The sequence below is a fragment of the Geodermatophilus sp. DSM 45219 genome (genome assembly GCF_900104025.1).
In the GTDB taxonomy this organism is placed as follows: Bacteria; Actinomycetota; Actinomycetes; order Mycobacteriales; family Geodermatophilaceae; genus Geodermatophilus.
On record NZ_FNIQ01000005.1, the window covers coordinates 129,503 to 148,604 of the forward strand.

Below are 19,102 nucleotides of genomic sequence, written 5' to 3' on the forward strand. Positions count from 1 at the left end.
CGGTCACGGGCGCGCCAGGCCATCGATGCGGGCCACCTCGTCGTCGGTCAGCGCGAGGTCGGCGATCGCCAGGTTGGCGCGGATCCGCTCCGGGGTCGCCGACTTGGGGATCACGACGACCTGGTGCTCGACGTGCCAGCGCAGCACGACCTGCGCCGGGGTGGCGCCGTGCGCGTCGGCGACCTCGCGCAGCACCGGGTCGCCGAGGTCGGTGTTCTTGAAGGGGCTGTAGCCCTCGAGGACGACGCCGCGTTCCCGGTGCCCGGCCTCGACGTCGGCGTCGTACAGCGATGGCGCCCAGCTCACCTGGTTGACCTGCGGCGTCACCCCGGTCGCGGCGGTCAGCTCGTCGACCTGCTCCAGCGAGTAGTTGCTGACCCCGACCGCCCGGGCCCGGCCGTCCTCGCGGGCTGCGACGAACCGCGCCCAGACGTCGGCCCTGGCACCACCGGGCGGCCAGTGGACCAGCCACAGGTCGACGGCGTCGACGCCGAGCGCGTCGAGCGACGCCGCCAGCACCTGGTCCGCCTGGTCGGCCCGGGGCGGCGGCAGCTTGGTGGTCACGAAGACCTCGTCGCGGTCGACGCCCGAGTCGCGCAGCGCCCGCCCGACCTCGGCCTCGTTGCGGTAGATCGCCGCGGTGTCCAGGTGCCGGTAGCCGGCGTCCAGGGCCGTGCGGACGGCGTCGTAACAGGTGGAGCCGGTCATCTGCCAGGTGCCGAACCCGAGCAGCGGCATGCCGGGGGCACCGTCGAGCGGCACGGTGGGGAAGCTCTCGGTCATGCCCGGTCCGGTGCCCGCTGGGAGCGCAGCCGACACCCGGCGGGGACCGGTCCCGTCTGGTGGGATGGACGCTGACGGGCCGGCGACCGGCCGCCCGCCGAGGAGGGCCCTTCCGTGCAGTACGTCGAGAACGTCATCGAGCTGGTCGGGAACACCCCGCTGGTCCGGCTGACGTCCGTCACCCGCGACCTCGGGCCGGATGCGCCCCTGGTGCTGGCCAAGGTCGAGTACCTCAACCCCGGCGGCTCGGTGAAGGACCGCATCGCCGTGCGCATGGTCGACGACGCCGAGGCCAGCGGGGCGCTGCGGCCGGGCGGCACGATCGTCGAGCCCACCAGCGGGAACACCGGCATCGGCCTGGCGCTGGTCGCCCAGCAGCGCGGCTACCGCTGCGTCTTCGTCTGCCCCGACAAGGTGGGCAAGGAGAAGTTCGACGTGCTCAAGGCCTACGGCGCCGAGGTGCACGTCTGCCCGACCGCCGTCGACCCGGCGGACCCGCGCTCCTACTACTCGGTCTCCGACCGGCTGGCCCGCGAGACGCCGGGCGGGTGGAAGCCCGACCAGTACGCCAACCCGGCCAACCCGCGGTCGCACTACGAGAGCACCGGGCCGGAGATCTGGGCGCAGACCGAGGGGCGGGTGACCTGCTTCGTCACCGGCGTCGGGACCGGGGGCACGATCAGCGGCACCGGGCGCTACCTCAAGGAGGCCTCCGGTGGGCGGGTGCGCGTCGTCGGCGTCGACCCCGAGGGCTCGGTCTACTCCGGTGGCACCGGGCGGCCGTACCTGGTCGAGGGCGTGGGCGAGGACTTCTGGCCCGACGCCTACGACCGCACCGTCGCCGACGAGATCGTCGCCGTCAGCGACGGGGACTCCTTCGCGATGACCCGGCGGCTGGCGCGCGAGGAGGGGCTGCTGGTCGGCGGTTCCTGCGGCATGGCGGTGGCCGGCGCGCTGCGCGCCGCGGAGCGGCTGACGAAGGACGACGTCCTGGTGGTGCTGCTGCCCGACGGCGGCCGCGGCTACCTCGGCAAGATCTACAACGACGACTGGATGGCCGACTACGGCTTCCTGGAGCAGGCCACCCGGGGCACCGTCGGCGAGCTGCTCGCGGAGAAGGGCGGGGCGACCCCCGAGCTGGTGCACACCCACCCCAACGAGACGGTGCGCGACGCCATCGACATCCTGCGCGAGTACGGCGTCAGCCAGCTGCCGGTGGTGCGGGCCGAGCCTCCGGTGACCGCGGGCGAGGTGGTCGGGTCGGTCGAGGAGAAGACGCTGCTCGACGCGCTGTTCGCCGGGCGGGCCAACCTCGCCGACCGGGTGGAGCGGCACATGTCCCCGCCGCTGCCGATCATCGGCTCCGGCGAGCCGGTCAGCGCCGCGGTCGCGGCCCTGGGGACGGCGGACGCGCTGCTGGTGCACGAGGAGGGCAAGCCGGCCGGCGTCGTCACCCGCCAGGACGTGCTCGGCCACCTGGCCGGGCTGGCTCCTACGGTCGAGGCATGAGCACCACCCACGGCTTCAACACCCGCGCCATCCACGCCGGGCAGGACCCGGACCCGGCCACCGGGGACGTCGTCGTCCCGCTGCACCTGGCGACCACCTTCAAGCAGGACGGCGTCGGCGGGCTGCGCGGCGGCTACGAGTACGCCCGCAGCGCCAACCCCACCCGGACGGCGCTGCAGGAGGCGCTGGCCGCCCTCGAGCAGGGCCGCACCGGGCTCGCCTTCGCCTCCGGCCTGGCCGCCGAGGACACCCTGCTGCGCACCGTCTGCGAGCCGGGCAGCCACGTCGTCCTCGGCGGGGACGCCTACGGCGGCACGTTCCGGCTCATCTCGCGGGTGGCCTCGCGCTGGGGCGTCGAGCACACGCCGGCCGACCTCAACGACCCCGACGCGCTGCGGGCGGCGATCCGCCCCACGACGCGGGTGGTCTGGTGCGAGACGCCGACCAACCCGCTGCTGAACATCGCCGACATCGCGCTGACCGCCGAGGTCGCGCACGAGGCCGGTGCGTTGCTCGTCGTCGACAACACCTTCGCCTCGCCCTACCTGCAGCAGCCGCTGACCCTGGGCGCCGACGTCGTCGTCCACTCGACGACGAAGTACCTCGGCGGGCACTCCGACGTCGTCGGCGGTGCGCTGGTCGTCGGGGACGACGGCCTCGCCGAGCAGCTCGCCTACCACCAGAACGCGATGGGCGCGGTCTCCGGACCGCTGGCCGACTGGCTGGTGCTGCGCGGCATCAAGACCCTCGGCGTGCGGATGGACCGGCACCAGGCCAACGCCGCCCGCATCGCCGAGTTCCTGCTCGGCCACCCCGCCGTCGCCTCGGTGCGCTACCCGGGTCTGCCCGACCACCCGGGGCACGACATCGCGGCGAAGCAGATGTCCGGGTTCGGCGGGATGCTCTCGTTCCGCCTCGCCGGCGGGGAGGACGCCGCGCTGCGGGTGTGCGAGCGGGCGCAGGTGTTCACCCTCGCGGAGTCGCTGGGCGGGGTGGAGTCGCTGATCGAGCACCCGGCGCGGATGACCCACGCCAGCGCCGCCGGGTCGCCGCTGGAGGTGCCGGCCGACCTGGTGCGGCTGTCGGTCGGCATCGAGGACGTCGAGGACCTCATCGCCGACCTGGACCAGGCCCTCGCCTGACCGGGTCGTCGGTGACCGCGGTGGCCCCCTTGCAGGGTCCCACCGCGAGCCTGCGAGCGGTGGGGGGCAAGGGGGTCCTTTCTCAGCGCGGGGCGGTGAGGATCCTGGGGCCGTCGTCGGTGACCGCCACGGTGTGCTCGACGTGCGCCGCGCGGCTGCCGTCGGCGCTGTAGAGCGTCCAGCCGTCCGCGGCGACCCGGTAGTCGTCGCCGCCGCCGGCGAGGAACCACGGCTCGATCGCGATCACCAGGCCGGCGCGCAGCGGCAGGCCCCGCCCGGGACGGCCCTCGTTCGGCACGTGCGGCGCCTCGTGCATGGTGCGGCCCACCCCGTGCCCGCCCTGGTCGGTGTTGATGCCGCAGCCGCCGGCCCGGCCCACCGCGCCGATCGCCGCGGAGACGTCGCCGACCCGGTTGCCGACGACGGCCGCGGCGATCCCGGCCGCCAGCGCCCGCTCGGTGGTCGCCACGAGCTCGAGGTCCCCCGGCCGCGGCGTGCCCACCGGGAAGGTCACCGCGGCGTCGCCCACCCAGCCGTCGAGGGTGGCCCCGGCGTCGACGCTGAGCAGGTCGCCGTCCTCGAGCTCGGCCGGCGTCGGGATGCCGTGCAGCGCGACGTCGTTGACCGACAGGCAGACCACGCCCGGGAACGGCGGCGTGGTGGGCAGCGGGGCGTACCCGAGGAACGGCGAGGTCGCACCGGCGTCGTCCAGGACGGCGCGGGCCACCTCGTCGAGCTGGGTGAGCCGGACGCCCGGCGCCGCGGCGGCCCGGACGGCGGCGAGCATGTCGGCCACCACCGCTCCGGCGGCGCGCATGGCGTCCAGCTCGCCGGGCGTGCGCAGCTCGATCACGCGGCACCGCCCGCGAGCTGCTCGGTGAACCAGGCCCGGGCGCGGGCGTTGCCCGCGCGGCCCCGCTCCCCCGCCGCGCGCACCCACCCGGCGAGCTCCCCGGACAGGCAGCGCTCCAGGGCCGCGTCCAGGGCCTCGGGGGTCACCTCGTCGGCGGGGACGACGAGCGGCCAGTCCAGCGCCGCGGCCTGGCTGGTGACCTTGGCGCCGCCGGCGATCGGGTCGCACGCCACCACAGGCCGGCCGTGCTTGAGGCCCAGCACGAGCGCGGGCAGCCGCATGCTGACCACGACGTCGGCCCGCCGCACCAGGGCCTCGACCTGCGCCGGACGGCGGGCGTGCGGCTTCTCGTAGAGGTCCATGTCCAGCTCGAACCAGGGCAGCGCGCGGTCGGCCAGCCACTCCTCGATCGCCCCGCGGACCCGCTCGGCCTGGCTGCGCTCGCCGTACTCGCCCTGCGCCGGCGTGAACGCCACCGCGACCACCGGCAGGTCCGGCACCGGGCCCTCGACGGCGAGGTCGGGGCGGGCCAGGCCGGCGGCGTCGCGCTCCCAGATCCGGTCGAACAGCCCGCGCGCGGACTCCTGCACCACGGACACGTTGACCGCCCAGCGCTCGGCGCCCGCGAAGGCGCCGGTGAGCTCGCGCAGCAGCGGCCGGTCGGCCAGCGGGCCGCTGACGAACACCAGGTGCGTGTAGTCGGCCGGGTCGACGTCCCGCCAGTCCACCCCGCGCTCCAGGTAGGGCGCCCAGGCGACGTCGTGGTCGACGCCTGCGTCGGTGAGCCAGCCGGCCACCACGTCGGCGCCGAGCTCGTCGCCCACGGTGGCGATCACCTCGTCGAAGCTGAACCACCCGGCGAGCAGGACACGCATGGCCGCCAGCCTCGCACCCACGGGTGACGGGAACCCGTCGAGGGAACGAGATCCTGGTCGCAGCGGTTGTGCCGACCGTCGTCCGACCCCGAGGAGAGCCCCGTGAGCGACACCGCCAGCGACCTGGACCCGACCGCCGTCGAGCGGGAGCGCACCCGCATCCGGGAGGCCCACCTCAAGCCCGCCGGTGAGCGCCCGGCGTCCACCGCCCGCGGCCTGCACCACACCGCGCTGATCAGCAGCGACGTCGAGCGGACCGTCCGCTTCTACCAGGACGTGCTGGGCTTCCCGCTGACCGAGCTCATCGAGAACCGCGACTACCCCGGGTCCTCGCACTTCTTCTTCGACATCGGCCACGGCAACCTGCTGGCCTTCTTCGACTTCCCCGGCCTGGACGTCGGCCCGTACGCCGAGGTCCTCGGCGGCCTGCACCACATGGCGATCAGCGTCGACCCCGAGCGCTGGCAGGCGCTGGTGCAGCGGCTCACCGACGCCGGCGTCCCGCACGAGGTGCACAGCGGCGTCTCGGTCTACTTCCGCGACCCCGACGGCGCCCGCATCGAGCTGATCGCCGACCCGCTCGGCGAGATGTACGGCTCCAAGGTCCTCTGAAGGACGGGGCCGTCAGCTCGGGGGCTCGACCAGGTCGGCGTAGTCCGGGTGCCGCTCGATGTAGCCGCGGACGAAGGAGCACAGCGGCACCACCCGTGCCCCGCGGGCGCGGACGTCGTCCAGGGCACCGCTCACCAGGGTGCTGCCCACCCCGCCGCCCTCGGCGTCGGGGTCGACCTCGGTGTGGGTGAACACCACGCGGTCGTCCTCCCGCCGGTAGGCGGCCAGGCCCAGCACGCGGTCGCCGTCGCGGACCTCGTAGCGGCCGGCCTCGGGGACGTCGGTGACGGTGAGTTCCATGCGGGCGGCAACCCCACCCGGGCCGGGGCTGTTCCAGGAACGACGGAGGGCCCGGTCACCGTGGTGACCGGGCCCTCCGTTCGGGAGTAGCGGGGACAGGATTCGAACCTGTGACCTCTGGGTTATGAGCCCAGCGAGCTACCGAGCTGCTCCACCCCGCGTCGCACTGACCACTCTACACGCCGGCCGACGCCCCCTCCGCAGGACGTCGACCGGCTCCTCCCCGTGCAGTGCAGTCGGGCCGGCGGGGTCCCGGTGGCCGTGGCGATGCGGCGGTCGCCGGCCCGGGCACGCGCGAGGTCGTCCGCACGTCCCCCGGTCCCCCCGTCACGCACAGCCGCTCCCGGTTCCCGGGAGGTGCTCGGCCGCTCGACGGGGGAGGTGACGGCTACGGTCCCTCGGATGACGGGCTCCGAGTCGCCGGAGGCGCGGTCAGGTGCACACCGGATGTCGCGGGCGGCCGCGGTACTCGGGGGGCAGGGTCCGATCGACCTGCCCGGCGTCGCCGTGCTGGTCGCCGATCCTGCGGCACCCCGCAGACCGAGGCACCTGGTCGCCGGGGGGTCGCGGTGACCGGTTCCTCGGTGCCCCGTGCCGCCCGCAGCGTGCGCCGGGAGTGGGACCTGCTGAGCAGCGGCACCCAGCCGCTGGAGGTCTTCGACCCGTCGATGGTCGCCCGCCTGCCGGAGCCCGCGCGCCGCTGGCTCGTCCACGCGATCGCCCCCGGGACCCCGCTGTGGCAGACGGTGGAGCTCTCCATGCGTGGAGAGATCCGCCTGGGCGCCTGGCGACCCTTCGTCGCACGGCAGGTGCTCGCCCCGCCCCGGGGTTTCGTCTGGGCCGCCACCGCCCGCTTCCTCGGGATCCCGGTGACCGGTTTCGACCGACTCAGCTCCGGGTCGGGCCAGATGCGCTGGCGGCTGGGTGGTCTGGTGCCCGTCGTGTCGGCCACCGGGCCCGACGTCACCCGCAGCGCCGCCGGCCGCCTGGCCGGGGAGATGGTCCTGGTGCCGACCACCTTCCGCGCCGCGACGTGGACGCCCGGCTCCGACGAGGACCGGGTCGTCGTCACCTGGCGCATCGACGGACGGGACGAGAGCGCCGAGCTCCAGGTCGGCCAGGACGGGCGCTTGCTCGGCATCGTCGTGCAGCGTTGGGGCAACCCGGGCGGAGCACCGTTCGGCCGCTACCCGTTCGGTGTCGCCATCGAGGCCGAGCAGACCTTCACCGGCGTGACCGTCGGCTCGGTGCTGCGCGCAGGCTGGTGGTGGGGAACGGCCCGGCAGCCCGAGGGCGAGTTCTTCCGGGCCCGGATCACGGGGGCCACGTTCCGGTGACCGGACACCGACGCACCCGGCGGTCTGCAGTGGCGGCGGTGGTGACGCCGCGGCCAGGAGCCGGCGCAGCCCGGCGGCCGCTGACGGTCTCCTGCAAGAACGACAGTGGCCCTCACAGTCACTGTGAGGGCCACTGCACCTTGTAGCGGGGGCAGTGTCCTGGCTCAGGACATCCCGGACAGGTGTCTCACGACATCCCGGACTGATGTCGCAGGTCATGCCGGAGGGCTGGTCGAGGGTCGGCCATGTCGAAAGCCCGGCTGGTCATCACCGCGATCGAGGTCGAGGGCCGATCCCCGGCCGAGGTCATCGCCGCCTATGGCATCTCCAAGTCCTGGCTGTACGAGCTGCTCAAGCGCTACCGGACCGAGGGCGAGGCCGCGTTCGAGCCGCGCTCGCGGCGTCCCAACAGCTCACCGCGGGCCACCCCACCGGCCACCGTCGAGCTGGTTCTGCGGCTGCGAAAGGAGCTCACCGAGGCCGGCCTGGACGCCGGCGCGGACACCCTCGGCTGGCACCTGGCCCAGCACCACCAGACCAGCCTGTCGCGGGCCACCATCCACCGGATCCTCACCCGACACGGCGCGGTCACCCCCGCCCCAGCCAAACGCCCTAAGGCCTCCTACCTGCGCTTCGCCGCCGAGCAGCCCAACGAGACCTGGCAGTCGGACTTCACCCACTACCGGCTGACCACCGGCGCCGACACCGAGATCATCACCTGGCTCGACGACCACTCCCGCTACGCCCTGCACGTCTCCGCCCATCCGCGGATCACCGGGCCCATCGTGCTGGCCACCTTCGGTCACACCGCCGAACAGCACGGCTACCCGGCCTCCACGCTGACCGACAACGGCATGGTCTACACCACCCGGCTGGCCGGCGGCCGCGGCGGCCGCAACCCCCTGGAGACCGAACTGGCCGCGCGCGGCATCGCGCAGAAGAACTCCCGCCCGGGCCACCCCACCACCTGCGGCAAGGTCGAACGCTTCCAGCAGACGCTGAAGAACTGGCTGCGCGCCCAACCGGCCCAGCCGGCCACCCTCGACCACCTGCAGGCCCTGCTCGACCGTTTCCTGATCGAGTACAACCAGCACCGCCCGCACCGGTCCCTGCCGCACCGGGCCACTCCGGCGACCGCCTACACCGCCCGACCCAAAGCCACCCCCGGCACCGGCAGCACCGATACCCACCACCGGGTCCGCACCGACCGCGTCGACCAAGCCGGCTGCGTCACCCTGCGCCTGGCCGGCCGGCTGCACCACATCGGCATCGGACGGACCCACACCCGAACCCACGTCCTCCTGCTCGTGGACGACCTGCACGTGCGCGTCATCCACGCCGCCACCGGCGAGCTGCTGCGCGAGCTCACCGTCGACCCCACCCGCGACTACCAGCCCACCGGACGACCACCAGGACCGGCCCGGAAATGACGAACGCCCGAACCCACAAACCGTGGGTTCGGGCGTCCGCGATGTCCTGAGACATCACACTTGTAGCGGGGGCAGGATTCGAACCTGCGACCTCTGGGTTATGAGCCCAGCGAGCTACCGAGCTGCTCCACCCCGCGTCGGTGAGACCACTGTACCCCGCCGTCGAGCGGAGGTGCAGCCGCCGGTGGCGTGGGCCCCACCACAGCGGTGGGGCCCACGCCGTCCCGACTCAGCCGCCCGGCGTCCCGGCCGGCTGGGCGGCCTGACCCTGCGCGGCCTGGTAGGCGTCGACGGCGGTCTGCAGGTCCTCGAGCGCCTGCCCCTGACCGGCGAAGTCGCCGTTGCGCTGCGCGTCCTCGAGCGCCTGCAGGGCACCGTTGATCGCGTCGACCGCCTGCTGCATGTCCGGGGTCGGCGCGGGCGTCGTCCCGTCCGGTGCAGGGGCCGGCGCGGGCGCCGGCGCGTCCGGCTGGTCGGCCGGCTCCGAGGCGTCCTCGGTGAGGTCGTCGCTGTCGACGGCGGCCTCCCCGGCCCCGGCACCGAAGACCTGGTCCAGCGCCTCGGCGAGGGTGTCGGCGTAGCCCACCCGGTCGCCGTAGTTGACCAGCACCTTCTGCAGCAGCGGGAAGGAGTTCTCCCCGGTGCCCTCGACGTACAGCGGCTCGACGTAGAGCAGGCCGTTGTCGCCGATCGGCAGGGTGAGCAGGTTGCCGAACACCGCCCGGGACTCGGCGCTGTTGAACAGCGTGAGGTCCGGCCGCACCTGGTTGTTGGTGATGAACGACTGCTGCACCTGCTGCGGGCCGCGGAAGGGGGTGTTGCCCGGCAGGGTCAGCACCTGGATCTCGCCGTACGTCTCCGGCGCGCTGGACGCCGAGACGAACGCCGACAGGTTCTCCCGGCGGAACGCGTTGAGCGCGCTGGTCAGCTGGAAGCTCGCCTCCGGGTCACCCGGCCGCTGGGCCAGGATGTAGTACGGCGGCTGCGGCTCCTGGGTGTCCTGCGTCGGGTCGGCCGGGACCGCCCAGCGGTCGTTCTGGCTGTAGAAGTCGCCCGGGTCGCTGACGTGGTAGCGGGTCAGGATGTCCCGCTGGACCTTGAACAGGTCCTCCGGGTACCGCACGTGGCTCTCCAGCTCCTGCGGCATGTCCTCGCGCGGCTCCACGAGCCCGGGGAACGCCTTCATGTAGGTCTGCAGGACCGGGTCCTGCTCGTCCCACTCGTAGAGCCGGACGGTGCCGTCGTAGGCGTCGACCGTGGCCTTCACCGAGTTGCGGATGTAGTTGAACGTCTCGTTGGGCAGCGCCGTCGTCCCCTGCCCGGTGATCGCGTCGGTGGCGGCCTCCTGCAGCTCCATCTGCTCGGCGTAGGGGTAGGAGCCCGACGTGGTGTAGCCGTCGAGCATCCAGACCACCCGGCCGTCGATGACCGCGGGGTACGGGTCGCCGTCCACGGTGAGGAACGGCGCGGCCTTCTCCACCCGGTCCATCGGGTCGCGGACGTACAGCACCCTGGAGGCCTCGTTGACGGCGCCGGAGAGCAGGAAGTTCCGCTCCCGGTAGAAGATCGCGAAGGTCAGCTGCCGGAAGAAGCTGCCCATCTCGACGCCGCCCCGGCCGCCGTAGGTGTTGTTGATCTGGCCCTCGCCGTCGCTGCCCTCGGGCAGGTCGAACTCGCGCGGCTCGGCACCCTCGGGCGCACCGACGACCGAGTAGTCCTCCATCAGCTCGCCGTAGTAGATCCGCGGCTGCTCGACCTCGATGTTGCCCACCGTCGGCAGGTCCCGGGTGGTGAAGTTCGGCTCGCCGCCCTCCTGGCCGGCGACGACCTCGTTGGCCGGCGCGGCCACGAACCCGTTGCCGTGCGTGTAGACGGTGTGCCGGTTGATCCAGGTGTCCTGGTTCTCGCTCAACCCGTCGCTGTTGAGCTCGCGGACCGCGACCACGTAGTCCTGGGTCTCGCCGCCGATCGTGTACCGGTCGATGTCGAGCTTCTCCGGGAAGCCGTAGACGTTGCGGATCTGCTGGCGCGCGGTGAACGTGTCGGACAGCACGTTGGGGTCCAGCAGCCGCGCGTTGGGGATCGTCTCGGTGTCGTTGCGCAGCTCGGCCAGCGCCGCGGCCGGGTCGACCTCCTCACCGGTGGTCTGCTGCGCGTACTGCACGTAGTCCACCTCGGTCAGGTCGTAGGCCTCGCGGGTGGACTCGATCGCGCGGGCGATGAAGTCCGCCTCCCGCTGGTCGGCGCTGGGCCGGACGACGAACTGCTGCACGATCGCCGGGTAGGCGACCCCGATGACCAGGCTGGACAGCAGCAGCAACACCAGCGCCGCGGCGGGCAGCTTGAAGTTGCGGACGACGACGTTGGCGAAGAACGCGATGGCGCACACCGCCGCCGCGAAGACCAGGATCGTCTTGGCCGGCAGCAGCGCGTTGACGTCGGTGTAGCTGGCACCGGTGAACAGGCCGCCGCGGTCGGAGAAGACCAGCGCGTAGCGGTCCAGCCAGTAGGCCGCGGCCTTGAGCGCGAGGAACAGGCCCAGCAGCACCGACAGCTGGATCATCGCCGCGCCGGTCAGCTTCTGCCCCGGGGTCTGCAGCCGCAGGCCGCCGAACACGTAGTGGGTCAGCAGCGAGCCGATGAGCGCGAGGATCACGATCGCGAACCCGAAGCTCAGCAGCAGCCGGTAGAAGGGGTAGTCGAAGACGAAGAACGAGATGTCGAGGTTGAACTGGGGGTCGACCCGGCCGAAGTCGGTGCTGTTGCGGAACTGCAGCCAGGTCTCCCAGCTGCCCTGCGCGGTGAACCCGGCGAACAGGCCCAGCACGACGCCCACCGAGGTCAGCACCAGGGTGCGGCGCGGCTCGAGCGACTGCCGGTAGCGCTCCAGGTTCTGCTGCTCCAGCGACATCGGGCGGAAGGCGGGCCGGAAGCGGTAGGCCAGGTAGACCGCCAGGGCGGTCAGCCCACCGGTCGCCACCCCGGCCACCGCGAAGAGCAGGGCGCGGGTCTGCAGCTCGGTCCAGAAGACGTCGGTGTACCCGGTCTCGTCGAACCACAGGTAGTCGACGTAGACGTTGGTGAGCGTCCCGATGGCCGTGAAGAGCACCAGCAGGACGGCGATGGCCCCGATGACCACCTTCGCGCGCCGCGACAGTGCCGGCACGGACACGGGGGGCCGCATGGCCACGAGGGTTCTCCTTCAGTCGCGGTCGTGGCTCGACGCCACGGACGGTGCCGGCTCCGGACGTCCGGGCCGGCCCCGGTTCGGGCCCCCGGGCGCCGATCCGGTCGCCCAGACCAACGCTCGGGACCGTGCGGGGTTCCCCGCCCGCCCGTCCCGGCCGACAGCTTCCCCCAACCGGGGCGGCCCGTGTCGCCGGGGCGGGCTCAGCAGCCCGGCGGCGTCTCCCCGGCGCGGAGGTCCTCGAGCGCGGCCAGGGCGTCGTCGAGGGTCGACACACGGGCGAGGGTGAGCCCCGGCTGCGGGGCGGCCAGGGCCTCGGCGCAGTTGCCGGCCGGCACGAGGAAGAGCTCGGCACCGATCTCGGTGGCGGCGATCATCTTCAGCTGGATGCCACCGATCGGGCCGACCTCGCCGGTGGCGTCGATCGTGCCGGTGCCCGCGACCGTGGCGCCGCCGGTCAGGTCGGTGTCCCCGACCAGGTCGAGGATGCCGAGGCTCAGCATCAGCCCCGCGGACGGGCCGCCGACGTCCTCCACCGCGATGTCGACGTCGAAGGGCGCGGCGGGCTGCTCGCGGACGAGCACCCCGAGCACCGCCCCCTCCCCGTCCTCTGCGGTCCCGGTGGTGACCCTCGCCGTCCCGGGCTCGCCCAGGCGGGTGTAGCCGACCTCCACCGCCGTGCCGCCGGGGATCGAGCTCAGGACGGCGTCCAGCGCGGCGAGGTCGGGCGTGGGACGGCCCACGACGCTCTCGATCGCGTCGCCCTCCTGCAGCTCCCCCTCGGCCGGCGAGTCGTCGGAGAGGCCGCGCACGACCACCTTGACCGGGTGCCCGAGCTCGGCGAGGGCCGCGGCCTCGGCCGCCTCCTCGGAGGTCAGGAAGGCCTGCCGGTTGGCGTCGCGGGTCTCCTGCTCGCTGCGGCCCGGCGGGTAGACGGTCTCCTCGGGGACGACGCTGACCTCGTCGTCGAACCAGCCCTGCACCGCCTCGACCAGGCTCAGCCCGGCCCGGCTGACGCCGACCGTGGTGAGGGTCAGCTCGCCCTCGGTCTCGTTGCGCTCGCGGCCCTCGACGCTGATGATCGGCTCGCCCTCGATCTCGCCGAGGGTGTCGAAGGTCGGGCCCGGCACCTGGGCCACGTAGGGCACCGGCACCGCCGCGCCGAGGACGCCGAAGACCACCAGCAGCACGACACCGACGCTGAGGACGGCCATCCGACGGGTCACGACCGGCGAGCTTATGTGGCTGTCCGGCTCGGGGCCGTCGCGCGGCGTACCCACCCGGTTGCGCTCCCGGCGGACGGAGGGTCCGCGGGGAGATCACGCGACTACCGTGGGGGCATGAGCGACGTCCCGTTCGGCTTCGGCCGCCCCGACCGTGACCCCGAGCGCCGGGACCCGTCCGGATCCGGTGCCGGCAACGACCCGTTCGGCTTCGGTGCCCTGTTCGGCGGCGGCGCCGGCGGCGCCGGGACGCCGGAGGACCTGCTCGCCAAGATGCCGCTGTTCGCCGAGCTGCAGAAGCTCATGAACTGGTCGGGCGGCCCGGTCAACTGGGACCTCGCCCGGCAGGGCGCGATCAGCTCGCTCGCCGCCGGGTCCCAGCCCACCTCCGACGCCGAGCGGGCCGCCGTGGCCGACGCGCTGCGGCTGGCCGACCTGTGGCTGGACCAGGTCACCGAGCTGCCCTCCGGTGTCGACCGGCCGCTGGCGTGGTCGCGGGTGGAGTGGGTGGAGCAGACGCTGCCCGCCTGGAGCACCCTGATCGACCCGCTGGCCGAGCGCGTCGTGGCCGCCATGACCAGCGCGCTGCCCGCCGAGGCGGCCGCGATGGCCGGCCCGCTCGGCGGGATCATGGGCCGGATGGGCGGCCTGATGTTCGGCGCCCAGGTCGGCCAGGCCCTGGGCCGGCTGTCCGGCGAGGTCCTCACCAGCGGCGAGATCGGCATCCCGCTGGCCCCGGCCGGCGCCGGGGTGCTGGTGCCGCAGAACGTCGCCGAGTTCGCGGCCGGCCTGGACCGCCCGGCCGACGAGGTGCGGCTGTTCCTCGCGCTCCGCGAGGCCGCCTCCCAGCGGCTGTTCGTGCACGTGCCGTGGCTGCGCCAGCAGCTGCACGACGCCGTCCACGCCTACGCGCGCGGCATCCACGTCGACCGCGAGGCCATCCAGCGGGGCATCGACGAGGCGATGAGCTCGATGGGCGGGATCGACCCGACCAACCCGGAGGGCATCCAGGCGCTGCTGGGCAGCGGGATGCTCGAGCCCGAGGAGACCCCCGAGCAGCAGGCGGCGCTGCGCCGGCTGGAGACGCTCCTGGCACTCGTCGAGGGCTGGGTGGACAGCGTGGTGGCCGCCGCGGCCGGCGACCGGCTGCCCGGGCACTCGGCGCTGGCCGAGACGATGCGCCGTCGCCGGGCCTCCGGTGGCCCGGCCGAGCAGACCTTCGCCACGCTGGTCGGCCTGGAGCTGCGGCCCCGCCGGCTCCGCGACGCCGCGACCGTCTGGGGCGCGATGGCCCAGCAGCACGGCAGTGCCGAGCGGGACCGGCTGTGGTCGCACCCCGACCTGCTGCCGACCTCCGACGACCTGGACGAGCCGCTGGACTTCGTGGCCCGCCAGGGTGCGGACGACGAGCTGCGCACCCTCACCGCCGACGACGCCGAGGCCAAGCCCGACGCGAAGGACGACACACAGGACTGAGCCCGGCGTCGCGGCCGGGGACGGCACCGCGCGAGGCCACAGCTCACCGGGGAGGGCAGGCAGCCGGGGTGGACCGGTCGCGGGAGTCCGGTGGCCCCCTCCAGGGCACCGCCCCGAGCGTGCGAGGGGTGGGGAGGAGGGGGTCCTTCCACCGACCGGGACACGGGCAGCGGCTCAGCGCCGGCCGGGGACGCCTCCTGGCCACGGTGCGGTCCGGAGGACCGCGATGTCACCGCGGTGCGGTCCGGAGGACCGCAGTGTCACCGCCGCTCAGTCGACGTCGTCGTCCCCGGTGGACCGCGCGCCCGAGGCGGCCCCGAGTTCCACGCCCTCGAGGAAGCCGCGCGCCCGCTCGGCCTGCGGGTAGCGGGCCACCAGCGACCAGAACCGCGCGTCGTGGCTGGGCTCCACCAGGTGCGCCAGCTCGTGCACCAGCACGTAGTCGACGACGTACTCCGGCATCGCGCGCAGCCGGCTGGAGAGCCGGATCGTGCGGTCGGCCGGCGTGCACGAACCCCAGCGCCGGTTCTGGTTGTCCACCCACCGGACACCGGCCGGCTGGGGCACCCCGTCCAGGTGCGCCGCGGACAGCGCCCGCGCCCGGGCCATCAGCTCTCCGTCCCCACCGAGGGACCGGCGCCGCCGTTCCTCCCGGGTCTGCAGCTTGGCCACCATCTGCGCCACCCAGCGCTGCTCCTCGGCCGGGCTGAACGCCGCCGGGATGAGCACCACGGTGCGGCCGGACTCCCGGTAGGCGGTCACGGTGCGCCGCCTCCGGCTGCTGCGCCGGACCTCGACCGCTCCCTCGGGCAGGACGCCGCCCGCCGCCCGCGCCGACCGATCGGCGGGGACGGCCCGGGTGCCCCGCAGGTCCGCGCGCACGGAGTCGTCGGGCACGGGGCGGCGCGGGGTGTCGGAGGGCGTTCCAGGCACGGGTCGACCGTAGTTCCCGCACCGGCGGCGTGCGCCGCCGGGCGCACCTCCGCGGGACCCATGTCGCACGGACGGTGGACATCCGCCCGCCCGGACCGGGGACGGCCACCTGCCGCCCGTCGTCCACAAGGGGGCAACCGGTGTTCCCGCAGCTCGCACGGCGCGTCGCAGGACGCGCTCCGAACCCCGGACGGAGCCTCTCCCCCGGCCACGCACAGCGACACGCCGCCGGTTCCCCACGTGCTCCACAGGTCTGTCCACAGGCTGTGGGCAGGGCGGTGCCGCGGTGTCGCCGTCGAGCCGGGAAGGGCCTCGCAGCCCGGGTAGCGTTCCCGAGGACGGCGGCCCGAGGGGGACGCCGAGCGGACCGAGACGAGGAGGCACCGTGGCGGAGAGCTACAACGGCTACTGCGTGAAGTGCAAGGAGAAGCGCGACTTCGACGGTGAGGTCAAGGTCAGCGAGTCCGGCCGTCGCATGGCGCAGGGCACCTGCCCGGTCTGCGGCACGAAGATGAACCGGATCCTCGGCAAGGCCTGAGAGAGGACCACCCTTCCCCCACGCCTCGTGGAAGGACCCCGTCCTGCCCACCCTGCGCAGGCTCAGGGCGGGGCCCGGGACGGGGCCGGCGGGCCGCTGGAGGATGGCCGTTCCAGCACGTCACCACGGCGGCGGTGCCCGCACGGCGGGCGCCGCCGTTCGGCGTCCCGGAGCCTGTGGACGGACGCAGCGGACCGGGCCGGGACGCTGGCACCCTCCCGGCGTGGCCGACACCGTGCACCCGCTGCTGCCCCCGACCGTCCCGCTGCTGCACCGCACCGGGGTGGCCGGTACCGCGGACGTCCAGGTCGGCGGCACCGGATCCGACGACGGGCTGCTGGTGTCCCCCGGCGGGGATGAGCTCGCCACCCTGCTGCGCGGGCTGGACGGACGGCGCACCCAGCGGGCGTTCCTCGCCGAGGCCGGCCGGGCCGGTCACGACCCCACGGTCCTCACCGCCGTGCTCGACGGCCTGCGGTCCACCGGCCTGCTGGTCGACCTGGACCCCGCCGACCTGCTGGCCTCCGACGCCGGGCCGGCCGCCGCCGCCCGGACGCGGTCCGAGCTCCCCACCGCCACGGGACGGGGGTCGGGCGCTCGCTGGCGCGCCCGCCGGGCGTCCGCGGTCCTCGTCGACGGGGCCACGCGGGTGGGTGTCCCGCTCGCCGCACTGCTGGCCGCGAGCGGCGTGGGCCGGGTGAGCGTCCGGGACGACGGCCTGACCACCGCGGGGGACGCCGTCGTCGGTGGGCTCGGCGCCGAGGACGAGGGGCGCCCTCGCGTCCTGGCCGCCGGTGACGCCGTCCGCCGGGCCAGCCCGTTGACCGACCTGCGCCCGCTCGCGCCCGGCAGCTCGACCGACCTCGTGGTCCTCACCCGGCCGCAGGCGGCCTCCGACCCGGTGGCGGCCGACCTCCACCGGCGCGGCGTGCGGCACCTGGTGGCCACCGTGCGCGGGGAGACCGGAGTGGTCGGACCGCTGGTGGTGCCCGGCGCGACCGGCTGCCTGCGGTGCGCCGACCTGCACCGCCGCGACGCCGACCCCCGGTGGCCGCACCTCGCGCTCCAGCTGTCCACCGGCGATGCGCTCCCCTCCGGGGCCACGGTGACCTGCCTGGCCACCGCGGTGACGGCGGCCGTCCAGGTACTGGCGCTGCTCGACGGGACCGGCGCTCCGCTCACGCTGGGGACGACGGTGGAGCTCCGCCCGCCGGACCTGCTGCCCCGCACCCGCCGCTGGCCGGCGCACCCCGACTGCGGTTGCGTCCCCGCACCGACGGGTGGGTCCGACCCGTCCTCCAGCGGCATCCCCGCCGATCGGGGGACAATGGTCCCGTAGTGCGCCTCCGGGCCCGATCGGGGCCGGTGCCGCCGCGACCGCGGACGACCGACCGCCGAGGAGGATGCGTGACGGAGCCTGACCGGGGGATCCCACGAGGCTCGGTCTCACGGACCGCCCGGCTCGCCTCCCTGCCACTGGGCGCGGCCGGGCGGGCCACCCTCGGCATCGGCAAGCGGCTGTCCGGGCGCGACGCCGACGCGGTGAACGCCGAGCTCCAGCAGCGCACCGCCGAGCAGCTGTTCGCCGTCCTGGGACAGCTCAAGGGCGGGGCGATGAAGCTGGGCCAGACGCTGTCGGTGTTCGAGGCGGCGGTGCCCGAGGAGGTGGCCGCCCCCTACCGCGAGGCGCTGGTCAAGCTGCAGGAGGAGGCGCCGCCGATGCCGGTGCGCACCGTCCACGCGGTGCTCGCCCAGCAGCTCGGCGGCCGGTGGCGCGAGCGGTTCCGGCACTTCGACGACGACCCGGCGGCCGCGGCCAGCATCGGCCAGGTCCACCGGGCGACCTGGCGCGACGGCCGGGACGTGGCGGTGAAGATCCAGTACCCGGGGGCGGCCACCGCGCTGATGGCCGACCTCAACCAGCTGGCCCGCTTCGCCCGGCTGTTCGCGGCGCTCTTCCCCGGCATGGACGTCAAGCCGCTGATCACCGAGCTCAAGGCCCGGGTGGTCGAGGAGCTGGACTACGGCATGGAGGCCGACTCCCAGCGGGCCTTCGCAGCCGCCTACGCCGACGACCCGGAGATCGTCGTCCCGCGGGTGGTGGCCAGCGCGCCGAAGGTGATCGTGTCGGAGTGGCTCGAGGGCAAGCCGCTGTCGAAGGTGATCGCCTCGGGCACGCGCGAGGAGCGCGACAAGGCAGGCCACCTGCTCGCCGTCCTGCACTTCTCCGCTCCGCAGCGGGCCGGCCTGCTGCACGCCGACCCGCACCCGGGCAACTTCCGGCTGACCCCCGACGGCCGCTTCGGGGTGATCGACTTCGGCGCCACCGCGCGGTTGCCCGACGGGCACCCCGAGCCGATCGGCCGGTTGCTGCGCTGGGCCCTGGAGGGCCGGGCCGACGACGTGCTGGCCGACCTGCGCACCGAGGGGTTCGTCCGCCCGGGCGTGCAGGTCGACGCGCAGGGGGTGCTGGACTACCTGCTGCCGCTGCTCGAGCCGATCCAGCAGCGGCCGTTCCACTTCACGCGGGCGTGGATGCAGGAGCAGGCCACCCGCATCGCCGACCCGCGCACGGAGGCCAACCGGCTGGGCCGGATGCTCAACCTGCCGCCGGCCTACCTGCTCATCCACCGGGTGACCATCGGGTCGATCGGGGTGCTCTGCCAGCTCGACGCCTCCGACGACTACCGCGCCGTGATCGAGGAGTGGCTGCCCGGCTTCACCGGCTGAGCGGCCCCCGACGCTCGTAGAAGGGCCCCGTCTCCCCACCCCTCGCAGGCTCAGGGCGGGTCCCGGGACAGGGCCGGCGGGACCCTGCGCCGGAGCGTCCGGACCCGGCCTCGGTCGGGATGGTCCCGTCCTCACCCCTCGCCCCGAGCGGAGCGAGGGGTGAGGCGGACGGGC

At 74.3% G+C, this 19,102-nt stretch carries 16 protein-coding genes and 2 tRNA genes; 9 read left to right on the forward strand and 9 right to left on the reverse strand.

Translation table 11 applies throughout. The features are described from left to right. Positions 1–3 precede the first annotated feature (3 nt). Positions 4–783: an aldo/keto reductase gene (locus tag BLR12_RS16325; RefSeq protein WP_091380409.1), complete on the reverse strand. Its 780-nt coding sequence runs from the start codon at positions 781–783 to the stop codon at positions 4–6. A 114-nt stretch (positions 784–897) separates the two neighbouring features. On the opposite strand from BLR12_RS16325, the gene BLR12_RS16330 reads away from it, so the two are divergent. Further along, the gene (locus BLR12_RS16330; protein ID WP_091380412.1) at positions 898–2,292 is read left to right on the forward strand and encodes a cystathionine beta-synthase; all 1,395 of its coding nucleotides are present in this window, start codon (positions 898–900) and stop codon (positions 2,290–2,292) included. Then, positions 2,289–3,434, forward strand: coding sequence for a cystathionine gamma-synthase (locus BLR12_RS16335; RefSeq protein ID WP_091380415.1), 1,146 nt, complete (start codon positions 2,289–2,291; stop codon positions 3,432–3,434). Before BLR12_RS16330 ends, BLR12_RS16335 begins: the two co-directional genes overlap by 4 nt. Before the next feature lie 82 nt (positions 3,435–3,516). Here the strand turns inward: BLR12_RS16335 and map are convergent, their stop codons facing one another. Together map and BLR12_RS16345 are read right to left on the reverse strand one after the other, a co-directional pair. Continuing rightward, positions 3,517–4,287, reverse strand: a complete 771-nt coding sequence (map, locus tag BLR12_RS16340; RefSeq protein WP_091380419.1) for a type I methionyl aminopeptidase — start codon at positions 4,285–4,287, stop codon at positions 3,517–3,519. Next, positions 4,284–5,162, reverse strand: coding sequence for a glycosyltransferase family protein (locus BLR12_RS16345; protein WP_091381206.1), 879 nt, complete (start codon positions 5,160–5,162; stop codon positions 4,284–4,286). Before BLR12_RS16345 ends, map begins: the two co-directional genes overlap by 4 nt. 102 nt (positions 5,163–5,264) lie before the next feature. Here BLR12_RS16345 and BLR12_RS16350 point away from each other — a divergent pair, with 102 nt between their 5' ends. After that, positions 5,265–5,774, forward strand: coding sequence for a VOC family protein (locus BLR12_RS16350; protein ID WP_091380421.1), 510 nt, complete (start codon positions 5,265–5,267; stop codon positions 5,772–5,774). Between the two features lie 12 nt (positions 5,775–5,786). Here BLR12_RS16350 and BLR12_RS16355 read toward each other — a convergent pair whose 3' ends face one another. Next, positions 5,787–6,074, reverse strand: a complete 288-nt coding sequence (locus BLR12_RS16355; RefSeq protein WP_091380424.1) for a GNAT family N-acetyltransferase — start codon at positions 6,072–6,074, stop codon at positions 5,787–5,789. 87 nt (positions 6,075–6,161) lie between these two features. Further along, positions 6,162–6,235: transfer RNA gene (locus BLR12_RS16360), tRNA-Met, on the reverse strand. Between the two features lie 408 nt (positions 6,236–6,643). Here BLR12_RS16360 and BLR12_RS16365 point away from each other — a divergent pair. Both BLR12_RS16365 and BLR12_RS16370 read left to right on the forward strand, forming a co-directional pair. Beyond that, positions 6,644–7,411 (forward strand): DUF6544 family protein, encoded by a 768-nt coding sequence (locus BLR12_RS16365; protein WP_218120705.1) that lies wholly within the window; start codon positions 6,644–6,646, stop codon positions 7,409–7,411. 245 nt (positions 7,412–7,656) lie between these two features. Then, positions 7,657–8,841: an IS481 family transposase gene (locus BLR12_RS16370; RefSeq protein WP_091380428.1), complete on the forward strand. Its 1,185-nt coding sequence runs from the start codon at positions 7,657–7,659 to the stop codon at positions 8,839–8,841. A 63-nt stretch (positions 8,842–8,904) separates the two neighbouring features. Here the strand turns inward: BLR12_RS16370 and BLR12_RS16375 are convergent. The 3 genes from BLR12_RS16375 to BLR12_RS16385 form a co-directional block, all read right to left on the reverse strand. Further along, positions 8,905–8,978: transfer RNA gene (locus BLR12_RS16375), tRNA-Met, on the reverse strand. A gap of 92 nt (positions 8,979–9,070) precedes the next feature. After that, positions 9,071–12,025 (reverse strand): UPF0182 family membrane protein, encoded by a 2,955-nt coding sequence (locus BLR12_RS16380; protein WP_255363555.1) that lies wholly within the window; start codon positions 12,023–12,025, stop codon positions 9,071–9,073. A gap of 206 nt (positions 12,026–12,231) precedes the next feature. Further along, positions 12,232–13,254: a YlbL family protein gene (locus BLR12_RS16385; protein WP_255363556.1), complete on the reverse strand. Its 1,023-nt coding sequence runs from the start codon at positions 13,252–13,254 to the stop codon at positions 12,232–12,234. Positions 13,255–13,368: 114 nt separating this feature from the next. On the opposite strand from BLR12_RS16385, the gene BLR12_RS16390 reads away from it, so the two are divergent. After that, complete coding sequence (locus tag BLR12_RS16390; protein WP_091380436.1) at positions 13,369–14,727, forward strand: zinc-dependent metalloprotease; 1,359 nt, start codon at positions 13,369–13,371, stop codon at positions 14,725–14,727. A gap of 270 nt (positions 14,728–14,997) precedes the next feature. On the opposite strand, the gene BLR12_RS16395 is transcribed toward BLR12_RS16390, so the two are convergent. After that, positions 14,998–15,660, reverse strand: coding sequence for a M48 metallopeptidase family protein (locus BLR12_RS16395; RefSeq protein ID WP_255363557.1), 663 nt, complete (start codon positions 15,658–15,660; stop codon positions 14,998–15,000). Between the two features lie 385 nt (positions 15,661–16,045). Between BLR12_RS16395 and BLR12_RS24630 the strand changes: the two genes are divergently transcribed. From BLR12_RS24630 to BLR12_RS16405, 3 genes are all read left to right on the forward strand, one after another. Further along, positions 16,046–16,198 (forward strand): DUF5679 domain-containing protein, encoded by a 153-nt coding sequence (locus BLR12_RS24630; protein ID WP_012950213.1) that lies wholly within the window; start codon positions 16,046–16,048, stop codon positions 16,196–16,198. 223 nt (positions 16,199–16,421) lie between these two features. Beyond that, positions 16,422–17,537 carry a ThiF family adenylyltransferase gene (locus BLR12_RS16400; RefSeq protein WP_091380439.1) on the forward strand — a complete coding sequence of 372 codons (1,116 nt, stop codon included), beginning with the start codon at positions 16,422–16,424 and terminating at the stop codon, positions 17,535–17,537. Between the two features lie 68 nt (positions 17,538–17,605). Further along, positions 17,606–18,928, forward strand: coding sequence for an ABC1 kinase family protein (locus tag BLR12_RS16405; protein WP_091380441.1), 1,323 nt, complete (start codon positions 17,606–17,608; stop codon positions 18,926–18,928). Positions 18,929–19,102 lie beyond the last annotated feature (174 nt).

Bases quoted from the DNA above. Each gene is read 5' to 3' on its own strand.
- BLR12_RS16325 (WP_091380409.1), bottom strand. From the start codon at position 783: ATGACCGAGAGCTTCCCCACCGTGCCGCTCGACGGTGCCCCCGGCATG.
- BLR12_RS16335 (WP_091380415.1), top strand. From the start codon at position 2,289: ATGAGCACCACCCACGGCTTCAACACCCGCGCCATCCACGCCGGGCAG.
- BLR12_RS16345 (WP_091381206.1), bottom strand. From the start codon at position 5,162: ATGCGTGTCCTGCTCGCCGGGTGGTTCAGCTTCGACGAGGTGATCGCC.
- BLR12_RS16355 (WP_091380424.1), bottom strand. From the start codon at position 6,074: ATGGAACTCACCGTCACCGACGTCCCCGAGGCCGGCCGCTACGAGGTC.
- BLR12_RS16370 (WP_091380428.1), top strand. From the start codon at position 7,657: ATGTCGAAAGCCCGGCTGGTCATCACCGCGATCGAGGTCGAGGGCCGA.
- BLR12_RS16380 (WP_255363555.1), bottom strand. From the start codon at position 12,025: ATGCGGCCCCCCGTGTCCGTGCCGGCACTGTCGCGGCGCGCGAAGGTG.
- BLR12_RS16390 (WP_091380436.1), top strand. From the start codon at position 13,369: ATGAGCGACGTCCCGTTCGGCTTCGGCCGCCCCGACCGTGACCCCGAG.